Source organism: Rhodoferax sp. GW822-FHT04A08, from assembly GCF_058801025.1.
The window spans coordinates 105127-124486 of the sequence record NZ_JBXAMW010000007.1; the positions used below are offsets into that span (position 1 = coordinate 105127).

General features: G+C 60.9%; 19 protein-coding genes and 1 pseudogene. 15 read left to right on the plus strand and 5 right to left on the minus strand.

Going from position 1 to position 19360, the window contains the following annotated elements:
• Positions 1-32: 32 nt before the first annotated feature.
• The 8 genes from AC1RMF_RS15015 to AC1RMF_RS15050 are packed head-to-tail and all read left to right on the plus strand — an operon-like array spanning position 33 to position 7050.
• Positions 33-368, plus strand: coding sequence for a Rieske (2Fe-2S) protein (locus tag AC1RMF_RS15015; RefSeq protein ID WP_446737994.1), 336 nt, complete (start codon positions 33-35; stop codon positions 366-368).
• A complete protein-coding gene (locus tag AC1RMF_RS15020; RefSeq protein ID WP_342620135.1) occupies positions 365-1495 on the plus strand; it encodes an FAD-dependent oxidoreductase in 1131 nt (376 codons plus the stop codon). The genes AC1RMF_RS15015 and AC1RMF_RS15020 overlap by 4 nt, the downstream gene beginning before the upstream one ends.
• Positions 1496-1507: 12 nt before the next feature.
• Positions 1508-2668, plus strand: coding sequence for an MFS transporter (locus AC1RMF_RS15025; protein ID WP_493142463.1), 1161 nt, complete (start codon positions 1508-1510; stop codon positions 2666-2668).
• Positions 2665-3462: a cyclase family protein gene (locus AC1RMF_RS15030; RefSeq protein WP_342620137.1), complete on the plus strand. Its 798-nt coding sequence runs from the start codon at positions 2665-2667 to the stop codon at positions 3460-3462. The genes AC1RMF_RS15025 and AC1RMF_RS15030 overlap by 4 nt, the downstream gene beginning before the upstream one ends.
• A gap of 24 nt (positions 3463-3486) precedes the next feature.
• Entirely contained in the window at positions 3487-4425 is a 939-nt protein-coding gene (locus AC1RMF_RS15035) for an MBL fold metallo-hydrolase (protein ID WP_342620138.1), read from the plus strand.
• Between the two features lie 44 nt (positions 4426-4469).
• On the plus strand, positions 4470-5048 hold the full coding sequence (locus AC1RMF_RS15040) for a cupin domain-containing protein (protein WP_342620139.1): 579 nt from the start codon (positions 4470-4472) through the stop codon (positions 5046-5048).
• Positions 5049-5071: 23 nt separating this feature from the next.
• Positions 5072-6055, plus strand: a complete 984-nt coding sequence (locus AC1RMF_RS15045) for a fumarylacetoacetate hydrolase family protein (protein WP_342620140.1) — start codon at positions 5072-5074, stop codon at positions 6053-6055.
• An 11-nt stretch (positions 6056-6066) separates the two neighbouring features.
• The gene (locus AC1RMF_RS15050; RefSeq protein WP_493142466.1) at positions 6067-7050 is read left to right on the plus strand and encodes an NAD-dependent epimerase/dehydratase family protein; all 984 of its coding nucleotides are present in this window, start codon (positions 6067-6069) and stop codon (positions 7048-7050) included.
• On the opposite strand, the gene AC1RMF_RS15055 is transcribed toward AC1RMF_RS15050, so the two are convergent.
• The 3 genes and pseudogenes from AC1RMF_RS15055 to hutH all read right to left on the minus strand — a co-directional run.
• Entirely contained in the window at positions 7017-8150 is a 1134-nt protein-coding gene (locus AC1RMF_RS15055) for a histidinol-phosphate transaminase (RefSeq protein WP_342620142.1), read from the minus strand. The genes AC1RMF_RS15050 and AC1RMF_RS15055 overlap by 34 nt on opposite strands.
• Positions 8147-9556: an FAD-binding oxidoreductase gene (locus AC1RMF_RS15060; RefSeq protein WP_342621062.1), complete on the minus strand. Its 1410-nt coding sequence runs from the start codon at positions 9554-9556 to the stop codon at positions 8147-8149. The genes AC1RMF_RS15055 and AC1RMF_RS15060 overlap by 4 nt, the downstream gene beginning before the upstream one ends.
• Positions 9557-9583: 27 nt before the next feature.
• A pseudogene (gene hutH / locus AC1RMF_RS15065) lies at positions 9584-11116 on the minus strand (histidine ammonia-lyase); the annotation flags it as partial.
• Positions 11117-11445: 329 nt separating this feature from the next.
• Between hutH and AC1RMF_RS15070 the strand changes: the two are divergent.
• The 5 genes from AC1RMF_RS15070 to hutC all read left to right on the plus strand — a co-directional run bounded on the left by AC1RMF_RS15070 (position 11446) and on the right by hutC (position 15254).
• Positions 11446-12267, plus strand: coding sequence for a transporter substrate-binding domain-containing protein (locus AC1RMF_RS15070; RefSeq protein ID WP_342620143.1), 822 nt, complete (start codon positions 11446-11448; stop codon positions 12265-12267).
• Positions 12268-12351: 84 nt separating this feature from the next.
• Positions 12352-12996, plus strand: coding sequence for an amino acid ABC transporter permease (locus AC1RMF_RS15075; RefSeq protein ID WP_342620144.1), 645 nt, complete (start codon positions 12352-12354; stop codon positions 12994-12996).
• Positions 12993-13661: an amino acid ABC transporter permease gene (locus tag AC1RMF_RS15080; protein ID WP_342620145.1), complete on the plus strand. Its 669-nt coding sequence runs from the start codon at positions 12993-12995 to the stop codon at positions 13659-13661. The genes AC1RMF_RS15075 and AC1RMF_RS15080 overlap by 4 nt, the downstream gene beginning before the upstream one ends.
• A 33-nt stretch (positions 13662-13694) precedes the next feature.
• Positions 13695-14486, plus strand: coding sequence for an amino acid ABC transporter ATP-binding protein (locus AC1RMF_RS15085; protein ID WP_342620146.1), 792 nt, complete (start codon positions 13695-13697; stop codon positions 14484-14486).
• 3 nt (positions 14487-14489) lie between these two features.
• Complete coding sequence (hutC, locus tag AC1RMF_RS15090; RefSeq protein WP_342620147.1) at positions 14490-15254, plus strand: histidine utilization transcriptional repressor HutC; 765 nt, start codon at positions 14490-14492, stop codon at positions 15252-15254.
• Here hutC and AC1RMF_RS15095 read toward each other — a convergent pair.
• Positions 15247-16203 carry a LysR substrate-binding domain-containing protein gene (locus AC1RMF_RS15095; protein WP_342620148.1) on the minus strand — a complete coding sequence of 319 codons (957 nt, stop codon included), beginning with the start codon at positions 16201-16203 and terminating at the stop codon, positions 15247-15249. The two genes, hutC and AC1RMF_RS15095, sit on opposite strands and share 8 nt — an antisense overlap.
• A gap of 113 nt (positions 16204-16316) precedes the next feature.
• Here AC1RMF_RS15095 and AC1RMF_RS15100 point away from each other — a divergent pair, with 113 nt between their 5' ends.
• Together AC1RMF_RS15100 and AC1RMF_RS15105 are read left to right on the plus strand one after the other, a co-directional pair.
• A complete protein-coding gene (locus tag AC1RMF_RS15100; RefSeq protein ID WP_342620149.1) occupies positions 16317-17354 on the plus strand; it encodes an aromatic ring-hydroxylating dioxygenase subunit alpha in 1038 nt (345 codons plus the stop codon).
• A gap of 3 nt (positions 17355-17357) precedes the next feature.
• Positions 17358-18467, plus strand: a complete 1110-nt coding sequence (locus AC1RMF_RS15105) for an FAD-binding oxidoreductase (RefSeq protein WP_342620150.1) — start codon at positions 17358-17360, stop codon at positions 18465-18467.
• 57 nt (positions 18468-18524) lie between these two features.
• Here the strand turns inward: AC1RMF_RS15105 and AC1RMF_RS15110 are convergent, their stop codons facing one another.
• Positions 18525-19289 (minus strand): substrate-binding periplasmic protein, encoded by a 765-nt coding sequence (locus AC1RMF_RS15110; protein WP_342620151.1) that lies wholly within the window; start codon positions 19287-19289, stop codon positions 18525-18527.
• Between the last annotated feature and the right edge of the window lie 71 nt (positions 19290-19360).

The following is a 19360-nucleotide window of genomic DNA, read 5'->3' on the forward strand; positions in this document are numbered from 1 at the left end:
ACAAAGGCCTATCGATCATGCACCTGTGTCACTTGGACGAGTTGCCGGAGTCGGGTTCGCGCGGATGTGATCCTTTGCGTACCGGGCAGGACAGCATTCTGCTGGTGCGAAAAGGTGGTCGGGTGTATGCGTATGCAGACCTGTGTCCGCACCTCGATACGCCACTGGCCTGGCGCAAGAATGCCTACCTCAACAGCGCGGGCGACCGCATCGTCTGCGCGGCGCATGGTGCCCTGTTCGAAATTGAAACAGGGCTTTGCACGCTGGGCCCATGCCTGGGGCAATCGCTGACATCCGTGCCCCTCACAATCAGCCCCAAAGGCGAGATCCTCCTCGCCCGTATTCAAACAAAGGAGACAAGACAATGAGCACCGCAGCACAACGCATTCTCATCATCGGTGGCGGTTTTTCCGGCATGGCCGCCGCCATCCAATTGCGCAAATTGGGCGCCGACGTGGATCTGGTGGAAATCGATCCCGGCTGGCGCAGTTACGGCGCAGGTATCAGCCTGGGGGGCGCGACACTGCGCGCCTTCCGGCAACTCGGAATACTCGAAGCCTTTCTGGCGCAGGGCCATGCTTCCGATGGCGTCAACATCTGCCTGCCGCACGGTCCGCAGATTGCCACGCTGCCAACGCCGCGCATCGCCGGTGACGACGTGCCCGGTGGCGCCGGCATCATGCGGCCGGTATTGGCGCGCATCATGGCCGAAGCCACCCGCGCGGCCGGCACCCAGGTGCATCTGGGCTGCAGCTTCACCCAGATCGAACAGGATGCCGATGGCGTGGAGGTGGGCTTCACCGATGGCCAGCGGCGGCGCTACGACCTGGTGATCGGTGCCGATGGCCTGTATTCCAAGGTGCGCCAGACGGTGTTCCCGAACGCACCGCAACCGCGTTACAGCGGACAGGCCGTGTGGCGGGCGGTGCTGCCGTGCCAGGAGGGCATAACGAACACCACCATGTGGATGGGACCCAAGGTCAAACCCGGTGTGAACCCGATCTCGGCAACCGAGATGTATCTCTTCCTGACCGAGCCCCGTGCGAACAATGACCATGTGGACCCGGCTACCTTTGTGGATCACTTGCGCGGACTCCTGGCCGATTTCCCGGCACCCGCATTGCAGACGATACGCGGGCAGATCGGGCCCGATTCGCAGATCGTCTTTCGCCCACTGGAGTCGCTGCTCCTGCCCCAGCCCTGGTTCCAGAACCGGGTGGTGCTGATCGGGGATGCAGTGCATGCGACCACACCGCACCTGGCGTCAGGTGCCTGCATCGGCATCGAGGATGCGCTGGTGCTGGCCGAGGAGATTGGCTGCAACACGGACACGCAGCAGGCGCTGGCGGCCTTCTCGGCGCGGCGCTGGGAGCGCTGCCGCATGGTGGTGCAGAACTCGGTGCGCCTGGGCGAGATCGAGATTGAGGGTGGTGACAAGGAAGAGCACGGACGCATCATGCGCGAGTCGCTGATGGCTCTGGCCCAACCCATCTGAGCGGACCACGCCATGAACCGAACCAACTCCAAGCGCGGCACGTTCGCGCTGATGGTGGCCCATTGCGCTGGCATGGTGGATCTGGTGGCCTTGCCCATATGGGTGGGCACGCTGATCTCGCAATACCGGCTGGATCCCCAGCAGGCCGGCTTGCTGGCCACGCTGTTCCTGGCCGGTGTGGTGCTGGCCAGCCTGCTGCTGGCGCCGCGCTTTCACCGCTTCAATGGCCGGCTGGTGGCCACCCTGGGCTTTGGCGTATCGGCGCTGTGCTTCGCTGGGGCCTCGGTGCTGAGTGACTTCGGCGCGCTGGCTGTGCTGCATGCGTTGGCAGGCTTGTCTTCCGGCTTTGCATTGAGCGTGACGCATGGAACGATATCGCGCAGCACGCGTCCGCATCGTCTCTTCGCCTTGGTGGGCATGGCTCTGGGCGTGTTTGCCATTGTCTTTGTCGGTGCCACACCTCCCTCGGTTGCGGCCTTGGGTGGGCCCGTGCTGTTTCGCATCTTTGCGGGTGTGATGGCCGTTGGCGCACTGGTGGCGGCCACGTCGTTTCCGCTGCCTGATGCACTGTCATCGGATCACGGAGCCGACGTTGCCGTGCGGGGCATTCCGCGTGCCGTGTGGTTCGGCATCCTGGGCATTGCCTGCATGGCACTGGTGCAGGCCATGACCTTCAGCTTTCTGGAGCGCGTGGGCAGGGACCGCGGCTTCGGGCTGGAAGCCGTGACCGGCGTGCTTATTGCGCTGGGCTTTGTCAACCTGTTCCCCGCCGGTCTGGCCGCACTGCTGGAGCGGCGCTGGCGGGCCCGCAACGTGATGTTGGTGGGGCCGGCGCTGCAGGTGCTGCTGGTGGTCACCATCATGAATGCCACGACCTTTGTGCCCTACGCCTTGGCAGCATCGGTCTTTGCTGCGGTGATGATCTTTACCCACACCTTCGCCTTCGGCCTGCTGTCCGGTATGGACCCCAGTGGCCGCTCCATGGCTGCCACGCCCGCAATGATGATGACCGGCGCAGCCATTGGCCCCATTCTGGGCGGCACGCTGGTCAAGCTGCTGGGCTACGGCAGCCTGGGCGGTGCGGCCCTGGTCATAGGCGTATGCGCCATCTTCGCGTTCTCTCGCATTCCGGCAACACAGCCATCACTGCCCCCGCAAGGAGTCACCCCATGAAGCCCCAACGCCGTTTCGTCGATCTGTCGATCTACCTCGAGAACGACGTGCTGTCCGATCCGTCTCCCTTGGCACCGAAGATCACCTACCAGAAACATGCCGATACGCTGCCCGAGTTTATGGCCATGCTGCCTGGCACCACGGCCCAGGACTTCCCGGATGGCGAGGCCGCTGCGGCGGAGTGGGTGACGCTCACCACACACAACGGAACCCACCTGGATGCGCCCTGGCATTTCCATTCCACACAGGACGCGAAAAATGGCGGCAGCCGTCCCAGCATCACCATCGACCAGGTGCCGTTGGAGTGGTGTTTCCAAAGTGGCGTGAAGCTGGACTTCCGCCACTTTCCCGATGGCTATGTCGCCACCGCAGCGGACGTCGAGGCCGAGCTCCAGCGCATCGGGCATGACCTGCAACCGCTGGACATCGTGGTGGTCAACACCCGCGCCGGCAGCCGTTACGGCAACAACGACTACCTGGGTGCCGGCTGCGGCATGGGCTACGAGGCCACCATGTACCTGCTGGAGCGCGGTGTGCGCCTCACGGGCACCGACGCCTGGAGCTGGGATGCACCGTTTTCCTACACGGCCAAGAAGGTGGCGGAGACCGGCGACAAGAGCCTGATCTGGGAAGGCCACAAGGCCGGACGCGACATCGGCTACTGCCACCTGGAGAAGCTGCACAACCTGGAGGCGCTGCCCGCCCACGGCTTCACTATCAGCTGCTTCCCGCACAAGATCCGCGGCGCCTCAGCAGGCTGGACGCGTGCCGTGGCCATTTTTGATGCGGCATAGGCCCAACACACAAGGAACCCAATCGTGAAATGCTTGGTAGGTATTGCAGCTGCGTTGCTGCTTGTGTTGCCGCTGGGGAATGCACAGGCCCAGACCCGCGTGATTACCCTGGGTACCCAAGGCGGCCCCATGCCCAGTGCAACGCGTTCGCAACCCGCCAACGCATTGGTGGTGGGTGACCGTGTATATCTGATTGATGCCGGTAACGGCGTCACCCAGCAACTGGTGAAAGCAGGTCTGGACTTTCGCCGCGTCGGGCAGATCTTCATCACCCACAACCACGATGACCACAACGCGGACTGGGGAACGCTGATGGGTCTTCAGTGGGCCACCGGGCGCCGCCAGCCCACGCATGTGTACGGCCCTGCAGGCACCGAGTCCATGCTCCAGGGGTTTCTTGGTTTCTTCAAGCCCAATGCCCGTATCCGCATGGCCGATTCGAAAGGCATGCTGCCACCGGAGCAGATGTTCCAGGCCCACGACTATGCGGGTGATGGCGAGGTCTACCGTGACGACCTGATCACCGTGACGGCAGCTGAAAACTGCCACTTTGCCAAGAACCGGGACGGGGCCAACGCGGCTGACCGTTCTTACGCCCTGCGCATACAGACGCCCGACCGTGTGGTGGTGTTCAGCGGCGATACAGGCCCTTGCGCAGCAGTGCAGACATTAGCCCAGGGGGCCGACCTGCTTATTCACGAAGTGATAGACCTGGACCTGATCGAGCAGGCCATGGCCAAGGCGATGCCAGCCTCTGCTGCGCAGGGTCTGATGCGCCATATGCGCGAAGAGCACACGACGGCGCAGGACGTAGGACGTATGGCCCAGGCTGCGGGTGTCAAACAGCTGGTGCTCAACCATGTAGTGCCCGGCGCAGAGGAGCCCGACAGTGTTTATCTGGGCCCGGTGAGAAAGAACTACTTGGGACCGGCAACCGTCGCCCGCGACTTGATGTCCTTTTGATGCGAAGCCCCTTTTCAATCCCCCATTTGTCCACGGATACCTGTATGCCATTTCCGCCCATTCACCGCGTAGTCACCGGCCACGACGCACAGGGCCGGGCCATCGTTTCCAGCGATGGACCACTGCCCACGGTCGTGGAGATTGCCGCCATCCCCGGCACCATCTTTCATGAAGTCTGGTCCACCAGTGGCGCGCCCGCGCCAGTAGACAACGGGCCTGACCCCAGTGTGGGCACCCTCATGTTGCCTCCTCCCAGCCACGGTACCCGTCTGCGCTTTGTAGACATTCCTCCGGATACGGAAGAGTTCCTGGCCCATGGCGCGAACTCCATGCAGCAAGCCTTCACGCAGATTGGCGACGCGAAGGCATCCACCGTCAAGGAGGATTCGCCGCACCCGCTGATGCACCGCACCGAGAGTGTGGACTATGGCGTGGTCATCGAAGGCGAGTTGACGCTGGTGCTGGACCGTGAATCCGTATTGCTCAAGCCCGGCAGCGTGGTGGTGCAACGCGGTACCAACCATGCCTGGGCCAACCGTTCCGGCAAGCCCTGCCGCATGCTGTTTGTGCTGGTGGATGGGCAGTATGCCCCCGCCATTGCACAGGCTCTGGTCTCCCACTGAAATCAGAACAAGAGAATGAATCCATGAAATTTGCATCGCTTAAAAATGGCACACCTGACGGACAACTGGTGCTGGTTTCGCGCGACGGAAGCTGTGTTGCAGCAGTCCCCGACCTGGCGGGCAATCTGCTGGAAGCCATCCAGCGCTGGGATGCAGTGGCACCGGCCCTGCAGCAGTGTTATGACGCCTTGAACGCAGGGAACCTGCAAGGCACAACTGCGTTCCAGGCGGCAGCTTGCGCTGCGCCGCTGCCACGCAGCCCACAATGGCTGGACGCCTCTGCCTTCCTGAACCATGGCCACCTGATGGAGCAGGCATTCAACACGCCGCCGATTCCGGACTTCGACACCATCCCGGTGATGTACCAGGGCGCCAGTGATGATTTCCTAGGACCCGAAGACGATGTGCCCCTGCCAAGCGAAGATGACGGTATCGACTTTGAAGGCGAGTTTGGTGTGGTGGTGGGCGAGGTACCTATGTCGGCCACAGCCGCGCAGGCGCTGGCGTGCGTTCGGCTGGTGGTGCAGATCAACGACTGGAGCCTGCGTGCCCTGGGGCCGCGCGAGATGAAAACGGGGTTCGGCTTTCTGCAGGCCAAGCCTTCCACCGCGTTCGCGCCGGTAGCGGTTACGCCGGATGAGCTTGGTGATGCGTGGCGCGATGGGCGTGTGCACATGCCCTTGCACGTGCAGTGGAATGGTGAGCAATTTGGCCAGCCCAACGGGGGTGAGATGAATTTCTCGTTCGGTGCGTTGTTGGCGCATGCGGCGCGCAGTCGCAAGCTGACCGCAGGCAGCATCCTGGGTTCCGGCACGGTGTCCAACGTGTCACGTGCGGCGGGCTCTGCGTGCATTGCCGAGCGCCGCGTGATCGAGAAGATTGACTTGGGCGAGATCCGCACCGGTTTCATGCGTTTTGGTGATCGGGTACGTATGCAGGCGCGCTTTGATGATGAACGTGAGGGCCCGTTCGGAGTGATTGAGCAGCGGGTGGTTCAACCTTCTTGAGAGCAAACTCCATGCACGTCATCATCACCGGGGCTGCGGGTTTCGTGGGGCGGGCGTTGGCGCAGCGCCTGATCAGCGAACGTAAGTTGGGACAGCGCGCAATAGGCCACATCACCCTGCTGGATCTGGCGTTTGCGCAACCTCCGGCCGACGGCGTTCGTCAGCTCGCGGGTGATATAGGTGACGCCGACTGGATGCGCTCCGTGCTAGGTACGTGCGCCATGGACGTGGTGTTTCATCTGGCCAGCATCCCGGGTGGCGCGGCCGAGAGCGACTATGCGCTGGCCAAGCGTGTGAATCTGGAGGCCACACAGACCTTGCTGGAAATGGGGAGGCTGCAGGTGGAGCGCGGCGGCGCGCCACCGGTGTTGGTGTTTGCCAGTTCGATTGCCGTGTTCGGCACCATGTCTGCGGAAGTCAACGACAGCATGCCGACACTTCCGCGGATGACCTATGGCTACCAGAAGCTGATCGGTGAGCTTCTGGTGAGCGACTTTTCCCGGCGCGGCTGGGTGGACGGGCGCAGCGTGCGCCTGCCCGGGGTGCTGGCCCGCCCGCCGGCGCGTACGGGTCAGCTATCGGCGTTCCTGAGCGACATGATCCGCGAGCTGGCAGCAGGACGTCCCTTTGTCTGCCCCATGTCGCCACGGGCAAGCACGTGGGCGTCGTCGCTTCCTTGTGTGGTGGAGCAGTTAGTGCATGCGGCGGCACTGGATGGTCATCTGCTGGACAACGGTAGGACGGTGACGCTGCCGACGCTCTGCTTCACCATGGCTGCTTTGGTGAATGCAGTGGCAAGAGTCTACGGATGTGCAGCGCAAGATCTGGTTCATTACGAGCCCGATCCTCGGATCGAGGCGTTGTTCGGCCGGTTTCCACCTTTGGTTACGGCACAAGCGCAGCGTGCAGGCTTTCAGAGAGATGCTGATCTGGATACTTTGGTGCGCAGGGCACTGGGCAATCAAGAGTCGCCAAGAATGTCCTGCATGGCCTGAAGAAACAAGGCATTGTCCAGGGCACTTCCGATGGAGACACGAATGAAGTGTTCGTATCCTTTCTCCTTCCAAGGCTTCACGATGATGCCGCGGGCAAGCAGGGCCTCCGCTACCGGGCCATTGGGGCGATGCAGATTCACAAACAGAAAGTTGGCAGCTGATGGTGCAACAAAGAGGCCCAGGGTACGCAGGGCTTCGGCCAATGTGTCGCGCTGTCCAACGGCATCGCGCACACTCATCTCCATGTGGTCGGGGTCGTTCCAGGCCGCCAATGCTGCGGTTTGTGCGGCATAGTTCACATTGAATGGGGTGCGGATGCGGTCCAGTATCTGCACCAGGAATATGTCTGAAGCAATGCCATAGCCCACCCGCAGACCGGCCAATCCCCAGGCCTTGGAAAACGTGCGCAACACAATCCATGGGCGCGACTGCTTGCGCAAAGTGGCCAATGCGTCTGCATAGCCCGGACTCAGCCTGGCGTATTCGTAGTAGGCCTCGTCGACCACCAGCACGGTGTCGGCGGGCGTGGCAGCAACAATGCGCTCGAATGCCTGCGTGTCCAGCATGCAACCCACCGGGTTGGACGGGTTGCTCAGAATCGCCAGCTTGGGTGACGGTCCTGTGGCCAGTGCCAGGCACCAGGCATCCACGTCAAACTCCATTGCCTCGGTGACCGGCACCATCTGCACGCTCGCACCCATCATGCGGGGATAGATGTCATGCAGGCCAAATGACGGAATCAGGGTGACCACACGATCACCCGGTGACAGAAAGGCCTGGCACAACACTTCCAGCAAATTTTCGGAGCCATTGCCCACCACCACGGCATCGGCCAAAGCGCCGCAGCGCTGTGCTATGGCGCTGCGCAGGGCGCGGCAATTGGCATCCGGATAGAGTCCCGCGCTTTGCGCCATATTGGCCAAGGCCGCACCCACGGCGGGGCTGGGACCAAAGGGGTTTTCATTGCTGCCCAGGCGGGCCACATGGCTCACGCCATAACGTTGGCGCACCACCTCGGATGAAAGGCCCGCGTTGTAGGCAGGTAGTGTCCGCACTTCCGGGCGGGCGAGTTGGGTGAGCTGGTCGGCAATCGCATTCATGCTGGCAGTACTTTCGAATCGAAAAGAGGATCAAACACCTTGCCCGGATTGAGCAGGTTGAGCGGGTCCAGTGCCTGCTTGACGGCGCGCATGGCGGCGAGTTCCTGCGGCGTGCGGCTGACAGCGAGGAAGTCTTTTTTGTGGGTGCCAATGCCGTGCTCGGCAGAGATGCTGCCACCGCGTGCGGCCAGAAGTCCGTAAACGATTTCTTCCACAGATCGGATCAGCGTTGCCTTGTCTGTCGCGGGGTCCAGGGAATTGGCATCGGTGGTCAGATGCAGATTGCCATCGCCCAGATGGCCAAAGCGCAGGGTCTTGTGCAGGGGCCATTGTTGGCTCAGTGCCCGCTGGCATTCCTCTGCGTAGTCACCGATGTGATGCACCGGCAAGCTGATATCGAAGCTGATCGGCACCATATGGGTCAGGAATTCGGCGGTGGCCTCACGGATATGCCAGAGAGCACGCGCCTGTGTCTGCGATTGGGCAATCACCACATCGGCCACATCACCCTGCTCCATGGCCTGGCTCAAGGTTTCCTGCAAGGCTTCTGTCAATGCGGTTTCCTCTGCGCCGGTCACCTCGATCAACACCCACAGCGGATACGTTTGAGCAAAGGGAGAAGCAGTCTGGTGCCACTGCAGCACGGTGGCATAAAAGTCTTCCCACATCAGTTCAAAGGCAGCCAGTGCACCGGGGAAATGGGACTGCATATGGCGTAGCACACGGATGGCGCTGGCATAGTCGTGAAGCCCCAGCAAGGCGGTGCATTTGGCCTGCGGTGCGGGACGCAACTGCAGCGTGGCGCGGGTAATGATGCCCAGCGTGCCTTCCGAGCCTATGAACCATTGCTTGAGGTCATAACCCGTGTTGTTCTTGCGCATGGGGCGCAGCATGGACAGCACGCTGCCGTCCGCCAAAACCACTTCCAGGCCTAGCGCTTGTTCACGCATCATGCCGTACTGCACCACGCCGTTGCCTCCCGCATTGGTGGCCAGGTTGCCGCCGATCTGGCAGGAGCCGCGCGCGCCCAGGTCCACACCAAACACAAAGCCTGCTGACAGTGCGGCTTCCTGCACGGCCTGCAAGGTCGCGCCCGCACCCACGGTCAATGTGGCCTCCGACATGTCGACGGGCTCCAGCGCAGTGCAGCGTTCCAGCGACAGTGCCACAGCGTTGGCGCTGGGTATGGCGCCTCCGGCCAGGCCGGTCATGCCGCCCTGGGGCACCACAGCTACGTGGTAGTGGTGACAGATGCGCATGGCAGTGGCCACCTGCTCGGTCCCGCTGGGTCGCAACACCGCCAGTGGCTGCACGCTTGCGCCGCCGCTCCAGTCCGTTTGATAGTGCCGGTCGATCGCCTCGCCCAGCAGAACGGCGTCAGCACCCAGCGCGGCGGTCAGGGCCATCAGGCAGGCACCCACGTGCTCGGCTGCGGCATAGCTAGGTAAAAGTCGTTGCAGGGGGGCCGCCCACTTGCGGCTCAGCGCCCACAGGCGCATGGCCTCCACATCGGTTGCCAGAAAGCGGTCCTGCTCAATGAACGCCACCTGGCTGCGGATGCGAGCAAATTCGGCCTCCACCAGGTCCGAGCTTTTCGGGCCGCGCCTGAGTTCAATGCCCTGTGCTGCGGCCATTGTCTCTATACCCACTACGACTGCCGTGTTGTTCACCATGTCGCCCAGACGGCGGGCCGCAAACGTGGCCATGGAGACATGGTCTTCCTGGTTGGCCGAGGTTGGCAGACTGTCCACACTGGCGGGGTGGGCCAGCGATTTGTTTTCCGAGGCGAGTGCTGCGGCGGTGACCTGGGCAATCATGAAGCCGGAATTGACACCCCCGTCGCGCACCAGGAAGGGTGGCAAACCTGACAGACCGCTGTCCAACAGCAGGGCCATGCGGCGTTCGGAAATCGCACCCACTTCACTTACTGCCAGCGCAATGATGTCAGAGGCGAAGGCAACGGGTTCTGCATGGAAATTGCCGCCGGATATGACGTCGCCGTTGTCTGCAAACACCAATGGGTTGTCCGACGCGGCATTGGCCTCCACCTGCAACACGCGGGCCGCATGGCACAGGTTGTCCAGGCAGGCACCCATCACCTGCGGCACGCAGCGTATGGAGTAGGGGTCTTGCACACGCCCGCAATGGGCGTGGGAAGCCACGATGCCGCTGCCATCTAGTAGCGTGCGCAGCGCAGCCGCCACAGCGACTTGGCCAGCCTGGCCGCGCGCCGTGTGGATGCGGGCATCCAGCGGTTTGACCGATCCCTGTATGGCTTCCAATGACAGGGCTCCGGCCATCAGACCCGCCGCAAAAACCGTCTCGGCACCAAACAGTCCGGACAATGCCAGGGAGGTGGACACCTGCGTGCCGTTGAGCAGCGCCAGGCCTTCTTTGTGGCCCAACACAAACGGTGCAAAGCCAATGCGCTGCATGGCCTCCTTGCCACTGATCACGCTGCCGTCGGGCGCCGTGGCCTCCCCTTCGCCAATCAGTACGCAGGCCATATGGGCCAGGGGCGCAAGGTCACCCGACGCACCTACCGAGCCCTTGGCCGGGATGCGTGGCAACACATTCGCATTGAACAAGGCCAACAGGGCGTCGACCAGCTCCGGTCGCGCGCCCGAGTGCCCACGCGCCAGACTCACTGCCTTGGTGGCCAGCACCATGCGCACCACGCCAGGTGCCAGACTCTCGCCGGTGCCCACGCTGTGCGACAGCACCAGATTGCGCTGCAGTTCTGCCAGACGCTCGGAGGGAATGATGGTCTGCGCCAGCTTGCCAAAGCCGGTGTTGATGCCGTAGACCACGTCACCGCTGTCCACAATTTTTTGCACCGCAGCCTGCGACTTCAGCATGTCTTCCCGCGCAGCGGGGTCCAGCGCCAGGAGAACATTTCCAGCTTCAATCTGGCGCAGTGTGTACAGGTCCACATGGCCTGGCTTGAGTGTGATGGTGGTGGTCATGAATGGCTTTTCTCGGCGGTTGTTGCGGGAGCGGCGGTGTTATCCATTGCGTATTGCATTTTTCATAATGTATAGACAAATATGAAAGAATGCAAGGACATCCACCTACAGACAGGAATGGACCGCAGCTTGTGTAATGCACCATATCCCGTCGTATTGGCCCACCAATCCAGTGCACGTGCACCAGTTCTGCGCATGTAAATTTAAGACGGAATTAGGGTAAACCCTTAGTTTTTGCGTGATGGTCGATGATTTAATATGTATAGGCAAATAGCCCGCGATGCTGGCAGTTGGCAGCATCACTTCCCAACCCTCAATTGGAGTCATCCATGACGAAACGTTTCTTTTTCAAATCGGCGGCTTGCGCGGTCATCGCGTTGGCTTCTCTGGGCGCATATGCCCAAGACGCACTGTCGCGCGTCAAGGCTGCAGGTGTGCTCAAGGTGGGTACGGAAACCGCCTTTGCTCCGTTCGACTTCATCAAGGACGGTGAACACGTGGGCATGAACATGGACCTGTTTGCCGAAATCGCCAAGGAAATGGGCGTGAAGCTGGAATGGGTGCTGCTGCCATGGGAGGGTGTCTTCCCCGGTCTGGAAGCCGGCAAGTTTGACGTGGTCGCTGGCCCAGCCACCATTACCAAGGAACGCATGGCGCGCTTCCGTTTCTCCCCTCCGATAGCAGAGGCAACCGTAGCCTTGCTCAAGCGCAAGAGTGAAACTTCGATCACCAAGCCAGCCGATATTTCTGGCAAGGCCGTAGGCGCTGGCAAGGCCACGGCCCAGCTGGCACAACTCAAGGCGTTTGGTGACACCTTGCCTGGCAAGGTGGACGCTCGCGAATACCCTGGCTACAACGAAGCCTATGCCGACCTGGCCGCCGGCCGCGTGGTTGCAGTTGCCAACTCCATCACCAACATCACTTTCGTGGCCCAGCAGCGCCCCGACTTTGAAGTGGTGAAACCCGCCTTTGGTGCCAAGAGCTACTTTGGTTTCATTTGGCGCAAGGACGCGGACTCCGACAAGCTGGTCGCCGCCCTGAACGCTGCCATCCTGAAGATCAAGGCCGACGGCCGCCTGGCCAGCATCCAGAAGAAGTGGTTTGGCGATAGCTTCGACACGCCCAACGAAATAACCCAGGCCAACTTCTAAGCTACAGGCTTTTGCAAAATAGACCCCGGCGTCCTGGCCCCGTCCAGCGTCGGGGCGTCGATACGCGTTTGGCAAAGGTCTCGCATGTCCCTGAATCTTTTCTGGTTGCTGGTCAAGGCAAGTGGGTGGACGATTCTCATCAGTCTGGTCTCCATTGTTTTAGGCTTGGCGTTGGGCACCGTGATATCGGTGGCCACCTTGGCACGCAACCGTGCCGTTTCTCTAGCGGGCAAGACCTTTGTCAGCTTCTTTCGCGGAGCTCCCTTGCTGGTTCAGCTGCTGCTGATTTACAACCTGCTGCCCGCCATGGGCATCAATGTCCCTAGCGTGGTGGCGGCCATAGTCGGCCTGACACTTTGCACAGCGGCCTATCAAGCAGAGAACCTGCGCGGTGGCTTTGCCAGTGTGCCGCGCGGACTTCTGGAAGCGGCAGAGATGCTGGGCATGAATGCCTTTCAGCAGTTCTGGCGCATACGCACTCCCATCGCCTTGCGGGCCACACTACCCGCCATTGCCAATGAGGCCATCCTGATTCTCAAGGCGTCCTCGCTGGTGTCGGTGGTTGGCGTGGTTGAGCTCTCGCGCATGGCGCAGGATCTCTCGGCCAGCACCTTTCAGCCGCTGCCGCTGTTTGCCTGTGCCGGCTTGCTGTACCTGGTCATCTGCGGCGCAGTGGCATTTGGCGCCCAATATGTAGAGCGTTCCTTTCGCTGGGGAATCAAGCCATGAAGCTCGATTTGAACCTGATTGCATCCCTGGCCCCGGAACTGGCGCGCGCCGCCGGAGTCACCATGAGCGCCTGGTTGGGCGGAGCCTTCATGGCGATTGTGCTGGGCTTCATCGTGGCGCTGCTGCGACGCTTCGGCCCCAGATTCCTGAGCCGCATTCTGCTGGCTTATGTCGAATTGATGCGTGGAACGCCGTTTCTGATTCAACTGTTCCTGCTCTACTACGGTGGCCCCTTCATCGGCATCGCACTGGATCCGTTTCCTGCGGGGTTGCTGGGTCTGGCGATTTATGGCGCAGCGTATTTCAGCGAAATATTCCGCGCGGGTTTTGAAGCCATTCCGCGCGGCCACATTGAGGCCGCCGAGTGTCTGGGCATGACACGGCGTCAGGTGGTGATGCGCATCATGTTGCCGGAAATGACCATGCTCATTCTTCCGGCTGCAGTCAACATGCTCATCATCCTGCTCAAGGAAACGGCCATCCTGTCCATCATCACAGTGCCCGAGCTCACCTTCAAGATCAGCGCGATAGGCACGGAACAATATGCGTTCGTGGAAGCACTGTTTCTGTTGGCTTGCTGCTACTGGGGCATGGTGGAGCTGTGCGGCTATCTGGGTCGTGTGGCGGAAACCAAATTGGCCCGCTTCACTTTTGCCCACCCTTAAGTCAACCTGCATCAACCTATCATTGGCAACCCCATGGCTACACACGCAATCACAGTCAAGAACCTGAGCAAGAGCTTTGGCCAGACAGAAGTCCTGCACAACATCGATCTCCATATCGAAGCAGGCCAGGTCACCTGCCTGATTGGTCCCTCCGGCTCTGGCAAAAGTACCTTGTTGCGTTGCATGGCCTTCCTGGAAGAGGCCACGACCGGCTTCATCCACATCAACGGCGCTCCATTGGGCTTTGAGGAACAGGCCCAAGGTGGTCGTGTACGCATGAGTCCTGAAAATATCCGCGGCGTACGCTCCAAGATCGGCATGTGCTTCCAGCAGTTCAACCTCTGGCCGCATATGACCGCCGTGGGCAATGTGGCCGAAGCGCTCAAGACGGTGAAAAAGATGCCCGCGGCCGAGGCCACTGAGCGTGCCATGGTGCAACTGAGGAAGGTGGGCCTTGAAGCCCGCGCTGGCCACTACCCTTCGCAGCTGTCGGGCGGGCAGCAGCAGCGTGTAGCCATTGCCCGTGCCCTGGCGCTGGAGCCTGAAATCATGTTGTTTGACGAACCGACCTCTTCACTGGACCCGGAGCTGACCGGTGAGGTGCTCAATGTCATGCGTTCCCTGGCGGCCGATGGCATGACCATGGTGGTGGTGTCGCACGAGATCGGTTTTGCCGCCTCCATGGGTAACAAGATTGCCTTTCTCGATCACGGCAAGCTGCTGCTGGAGGGTACACCTCAGCAAGTGTTCGGCAAGCCGCGTCACCCGCGCCTGGACCAGTTTCTCGATACCTACCTGGATCGTGGCGCCGCCATGCTGGTCTGAAAGATGAGTGAAAAGACCGCTGCACCAAGCTCGTCCCTGCACCAGCGCATACTGCACGAGATAGAGCAAAACATACTCACCGGCAAATGGTTGCCGGGCTACCGCATTCCGTCCGAGCACGATCTGGCCATTCAATACCAATGCTCGCGCATGACGGTCAACAAGGTGCTGACCCAATTGGCACAGGCCAATATGGTGGAGCGCAAGCGCAAGGCGGGCACCGTGGTGCTGCGTTCGCAATCCCGCTCGGCTGTGTTGGTCATTCAGGACATACGCGCGGAAGTGGCAGCGCTGAATCTGCCCTATCGCTACGACATCCTGTCACGCAAGAAGCGTCGCAGCACACGCTCCGACATGAAGCTGCTGGACCTGCAGGTACCCGGTCTGGTGCTGGATATGCAGGTCCTGCATTACGCTGGCTCCCGTCCGTTCTGCCTGGAGTCGCGGCTGATCAATCTGGATACCGTGCCGCGCGCCAACGTGGAAGATTTTCTGGATCAGTCGCCGGGGGCCTGGTTACGCGGCCACGTGCCCTGGACATCCGCTGAGCACCGCATACGTGTGGGCAGTGTGGGGCCTGAGCTCACCGAGCTGTTGAAGGTGGCCGTTGGAACGCCTGGGCTCATCATTGAACGCAGCACCTGGTTGCAAGGCAAGTCGGTAACCTTTGTGCACCTGTTGTACCCAGGTGAAGGCCATGAGCTGGTGGCGCGCTTTTCACCCACCATTCAGGCAGGCGGAGCCGAAGAGCAAGGCCCGCTCACCTGACGGGCAAGGGACCAATCGACGCCTTGGCCTGGCGCTTGCCCATGGCCAGCAGCCAGGATCGGAACTGCGGCCCATGCGGCTTTTGCAGCACCGCTCGGTCCCATGCCAGGAAGTAGGGCTGATCCAGAGGCACCCGGTGATCAAAAGGCGCCACCAGACGCCCTGACGCAAGGTCGTCGCCTATCAATGAGACCTGGGCCAGTACCACGCCGCGGCCATGCACAGCTGCGTCGATGGCTGCGCTGGACAGCGAATACGCCAGCTCGCTCGGGGTGCGGTGACGGGAGGCTGCACCAATGCTGGCGGCCCACTCCTTCCAACTCGGCGCATTGCCGAAGCTGCTGTCCCACTCTACGTTGATCAAAGGTAGACGCAGCAGATCCGAAGGCTCCGCCACTGCGTGGGTATGCAGGAGCGACGGCGCACAGACCGGAACCGCCCAGTCATGGAACAACTCCGCGGAGTGTTCAAAGCCACGCACGGCGCTTCCATAGGAGATGCGGAAGTCGACAAACTCACCGGTCAGACGCGGTTCGGTTTCTGCACCGGTCAGGCGGATCTTGGCTTCGGGATGGGCCGCTTGCCAATCGAACAATTGCGGTCCTATCCATCGCGTGGCAATGGACGACAAGCAACTCAGCACCAGGCCGCTGCTGGTCTTGGCGTGCAGCAGTTTTTCCTGGGCACGCCGTAATTGGTCAAAGGCGGGACCCAGTTCCGTCAGATACAGACGACCGAAGAAGCTGAGCTCCAGGCCTTTGCCCTTGCGCTCGAACAAACGCAGCTCCACGCTCTCCTCCAGCTTGCGCAGCTGCTGGCTGATGGCGCCGGAGGACACGCCCATCTCGGCAGCCGCACCTGCCACACTGCCGTTGCGGGCCAAGGATTCAAAGGCCTGCAACGCGCGCAGCGGTGGCAATTTGATCGCGTGATTCTTGCGGGTAGCCATGGTTTTCAGTTTAGCTTATCTAAACTAAATTGCAGAGGAAATGACTTGTATTCCCAGTGGGCCCCTACTAAATTCGTTGCTGATCACCACTTCACTTCAATTGGGGAAAACACATGTTTCTACGCAATGCCTGGTATGTCGCCGCCTGGGATAGAGAGCTGACCGACGCGCCTCTGCCCCTCACGATCCTGGGCGACAAAGTGGCGCTGTACCGCAAGTCGGACAAAACGCCTGCAGCGCTCGAAGACGCATGCCCGCACCGCAAGCTGCCGCTGTCGCTGGGGCGCATCAAGGGCGACCATATCGAATGCGGCTACCACGGCCTGACCTTTGATTGCAGCGGGCAATGCGTCAAGGTGCCGGGCGCCAGCAACATCCCCAAGGCAGCAGTGGTGCGTTCCTATCCGATAGAAGAACGGTTTGGATTGCTGTGGATCTGGATGGGTGAGGCAGACAAGGCCAACCCTGCGGACATCTTTGCGGTGGAGCACTGGGGCGATCCGGCCTGGGGCATGAACCAAGGCGACGGCATGACCATTGCCTGCAACTACTTGTACATGACGGACAACCTCCTGGACCCGTCACACGTGTCCTGGGTGCATCAGACATCGTTTGCTGGCGCTGCGTGCGAGGACACACCGCTGCAGACCACGGTGGCGGACAACGGTGTCACGGTATCGCGGTGGATGATGGACACGGAGCCCGCACCGTTCTATGTACCCTTTCTGAAGTTCAAGGGCAACTGCGACCGCAAGCAGCAGTACGAAGTGCGTTTCCCCTGCCTGGCGTTGATCAGGGCCATCTTCACGCCGGCTGGCCATGGCGGTGAGGGGCGTGCTGCACACCCGGACCTGTTCCACATGGACAGCTACAACTTCATGACGCCCATTGACGAAAACACGACGCGCTATTTCTGGTTCCAGATGCGTAACTTCGCACCCAACGATGCCGAGGTTTCGCGCCAGTTTGCCGAGTCGGTGCGCCAGGCCTTCAGCGAGGACCGCGTCATTCTGCAGGCGGTGCACAAGGGCATGGCAGAAAAGACCGCGCCCAACATCGATCTGCATATCGACGTCGGCCCAATGCGCTTCCGACGCAAACTGGCGCAGCTGATCGACGCTGAAAATGCGCGCTTGTCATTGGCTGCGTGAGTGATGGTGGCGCAGACGGCCAGCAGCCGCGGTTTTCGTCCGCTGAGGGTCAGCGCAAAGATTCGTGAAAGTGACACCATCACCTCGTTTCACCTGAATCCGGTGGACGAAGGGGACTGGCGCCATTTCGAGCCCGGCCAGTTCCTGGTGTTCAAAATCCCGGGGCAGTCAGACGGACAGTCCGTGCTGAGAAACTACAGCGTGTCCTGTGCGCCGGGACAAGTTGGGCACTACCGCATCTCGGTGAAGCGTGAGGCCGCTAGCCAGCCTGGGGTACCGGATGGCTTGGCTTCCTGCTATCTGCATGACCATGTGCAAGTGGGTGATGTCCTGATGGCTGAGGGCCCGCGGGGCGAGTTCGTGTTGGACCGCGCAAGCAACAGGCCGGTGGTATTGCTCAGCGGTGGCGTAGGACTCACGCCCCTGGTGTCCATGTTGCATGCGCTGGCCAGGCAGAGCGAACGGCGCGTGGTGTTTGTGCACGCCTGTGACAACGGATCGGTCCATGCGCTGGGTGATGAGGTGCGTGAACTGGCAGCGTCGCGCAACGGCATTACAAGCCATTTCGTCTACCGATTCCCCACGGCTGCGGATAGTGCCACGGCGCGGCACCATGACGAGGGCGTGATAACGCGAGCACTGCTGCAAAGGCTGTTGCACCTGGATGACTACGATTTCTATCTGTGCGGGCCGCCCCCTTTCATGCAGGCCGTGTACGCACTGGTGCGCAGCCTGGGCGTAGCCAGGAAACGCATTGCCTATGAATTTTTCGGGCCCGCCACGGTGCTGGAGCAGGACCTTGCAACGCAACCCCAAGCAACGGCTCCGGCGGTGAGTACGGCCGCTGCATGCGACGCGGGCATCCAGATCCATTTCAGAAAAAGTGGGCGTACCGCCCCATGGAGCTCCGACGCACGGTCACTATTGGAATTTGCCGAAAGTGTCGGTCTCACACCAGATTTCAGTTGTCGCGCTGGCGTGTGTGGAACCTGTTGCACCGGCCTGCTGGACGGCCAGATCAACTACTTCGAAGAACCGCTCGATGAACCGCCAGCCCATCATGTCCTGCTCTGCTGCGCGCGTCCATCGGGTTCGCTGGTGCTGGATTTGTAGTTTTGGATTGCACTTGGGCCCGAAGTCTCGGGCGGCGATTGGTCCAAATTTTCGACCCTACTTGTTTTCCTGGTGCAGCATGCGGTCTGTTATCTGCTTACGCAAGCTGGCCAGTTCACCACTTGACTTCATCTGACGAATGACGCCTTCGACCCGAGGCACCAGTGCACGATGTCGTTCATTCAGGAAGTGGTATAGCTCGATATGTTGCAACATCGGGAAAAGAGGGTGAATATCCGCCTGAATTCCAAGCCGATTCAAGACAAGCATGCCGCTGAAAAGATCGTTGACTGCCACATCGATGTGGCCTGCATTGAGCATAAGCATCATCTGATCCATGGTCGTGGTCGGAGATACATGTGGCATGCCGGAAACTCCCCGTTCTGACGAGCCAACGCCCCGCACGATTCCTATCTTGTAGGGACGAAGTGAGTCCCAGCCACTTACAGCAAAGCTCAACGATTTGGTAAATGCAATTGGCTCGATGTAGTTGATGGGTTCGGAAACAGCGATCAGCGAGGGGTATTCGCTTTGTACGGCTAGCACGCGCTGTATCTCTCCATCGAGGCGACCTTCGCTTGACTCAATCAACGATCGCTTTGCCGGACCATCTACGAACTGAAGTTGGATACCTAGCTTGCCGTAGACCGCTACAAGAATTTCAGCACCAACCTGTTGGTCGGGAACGTTTTCGATCCTGGCCAGTCGCAAGATGACTTGGGCGTCACATTCGAGGCAGGCAAGGCCGAACAATACGCCGAACAGCGCAATGTATCTCCAACGAGCGAGTCCGAGGCTGCTGCCAACGCACAGCGCACTCATGAGTCATGGCCCTTCAAGAATTTCTACTGAATGGACGTCTAACCTTCTTTCCGCAATTGAAAACACAATTT

Coding starts and splice junctions, on each gene's coding strand:
- AC1RMF_RS15110 (WP_342620151.1), bottom strand. CDS start 19,289: ATGAGTGCGCTGTGCGTTGGCAGCAGCCTCGGACTCGCTCGTTGGAGA.
- AC1RMF_RS15095 (WP_342620148.1), bottom strand. CDS start 16,203: ATGGCTACCCGCAAGAATCACGCGATCAAATTGCCACCGCTGCGCGCG.
- AC1RMF_RS15055 (WP_342620142.1), bottom strand. CDS start 8,150: ATGAATGCGATTGCCGACCAGCTCACCCAACTCGCCCGCCCGGAAGTG.
- AC1RMF_RS15100 (WP_342620149.1), top strand. CDS start 16,317: ATGTTTCTACGCAATGCCTGGTATGTCGCCGCCTGGGATAGAGAGCTG.
- AC1RMF_RS15060 (WP_342621062.1), bottom strand. CDS start 9,556: ATGGCCCTGACCGCCGCGCTGGGTGCTGACGCCGTTCTGCTGGGCGAG.
- AC1RMF_RS15040 (WP_342620139.1), top strand. CDS start 4,470: ATGCCATTTCCGCCCATTCACCGCGTAGTCACCGGCCACGACGCACAG.
- AC1RMF_RS15105 (WP_342620150.1), top strand. CDS start 17,358: ATGGTGGCGCAGACGGCCAGCAGCCGCGGTTTTCGTCCGCTGAGGGTC.
- hutC (WP_342620147.1), top strand. CDS start 14,490: ATGAGTGAAAAGACCGCTGCACCAAGCTCGTCCCTGCACCAGCGCATA.
- AC1RMF_RS15070 (WP_342620143.1), top strand. CDS start 11,446: ATGACGAAACGTTTCTTTTTCAAATCGGCGGCTTGCGCGGTCATCGCG.
- AC1RMF_RS15020 (WP_342620135.1), top strand. CDS start 365: ATGAGCACCGCAGCACAACGCATTCTCATCATCGGTGGCGGTTTTTCC.
- AC1RMF_RS15045 (WP_342620140.1), top strand. CDS start 5,072: ATGAAATTTGCATCGCTTAAAAATGGCACACCTGACGGACAACTGGTG.
- AC1RMF_RS15050 (WP_493142466.1), top strand. CDS start 6,067: ATGCACGTCATCATCACCGGGGCTGCGGGTTTCGTGGGGCGGGCGTTG.
- AC1RMF_RS15030 (WP_342620137.1), top strand. CDS start 2,665: ATGAAGCCCCAACGCCGTTTCGTCGATCTGTCGATCTACCTCGAGAAC.
- AC1RMF_RS15085 (WP_342620146.1), top strand. CDS start 13,695: ATGGCTACACACGCAATCACAGTCAAGAACCTGAGCAAGAGCTTTGGC.
- AC1RMF_RS15075 (WP_342620144.1), top strand. CDS start 12,352: ATGTCCCTGAATCTTTTCTGGTTGCTGGTCAAGGCAAGTGGGTGGACG.
- AC1RMF_RS15025 (WP_493142463.1), top strand. CDS start 1,508: ATGAACCGAACCAACTCCAAGCGCGGCACGTTCGCGCTGATGGTGGCC.
- AC1RMF_RS15080 (WP_342620145.1), top strand. CDS start 12,993: ATGAAGCTCGATTTGAACCTGATTGCATCCCTGGCCCCGGAACTGGCG.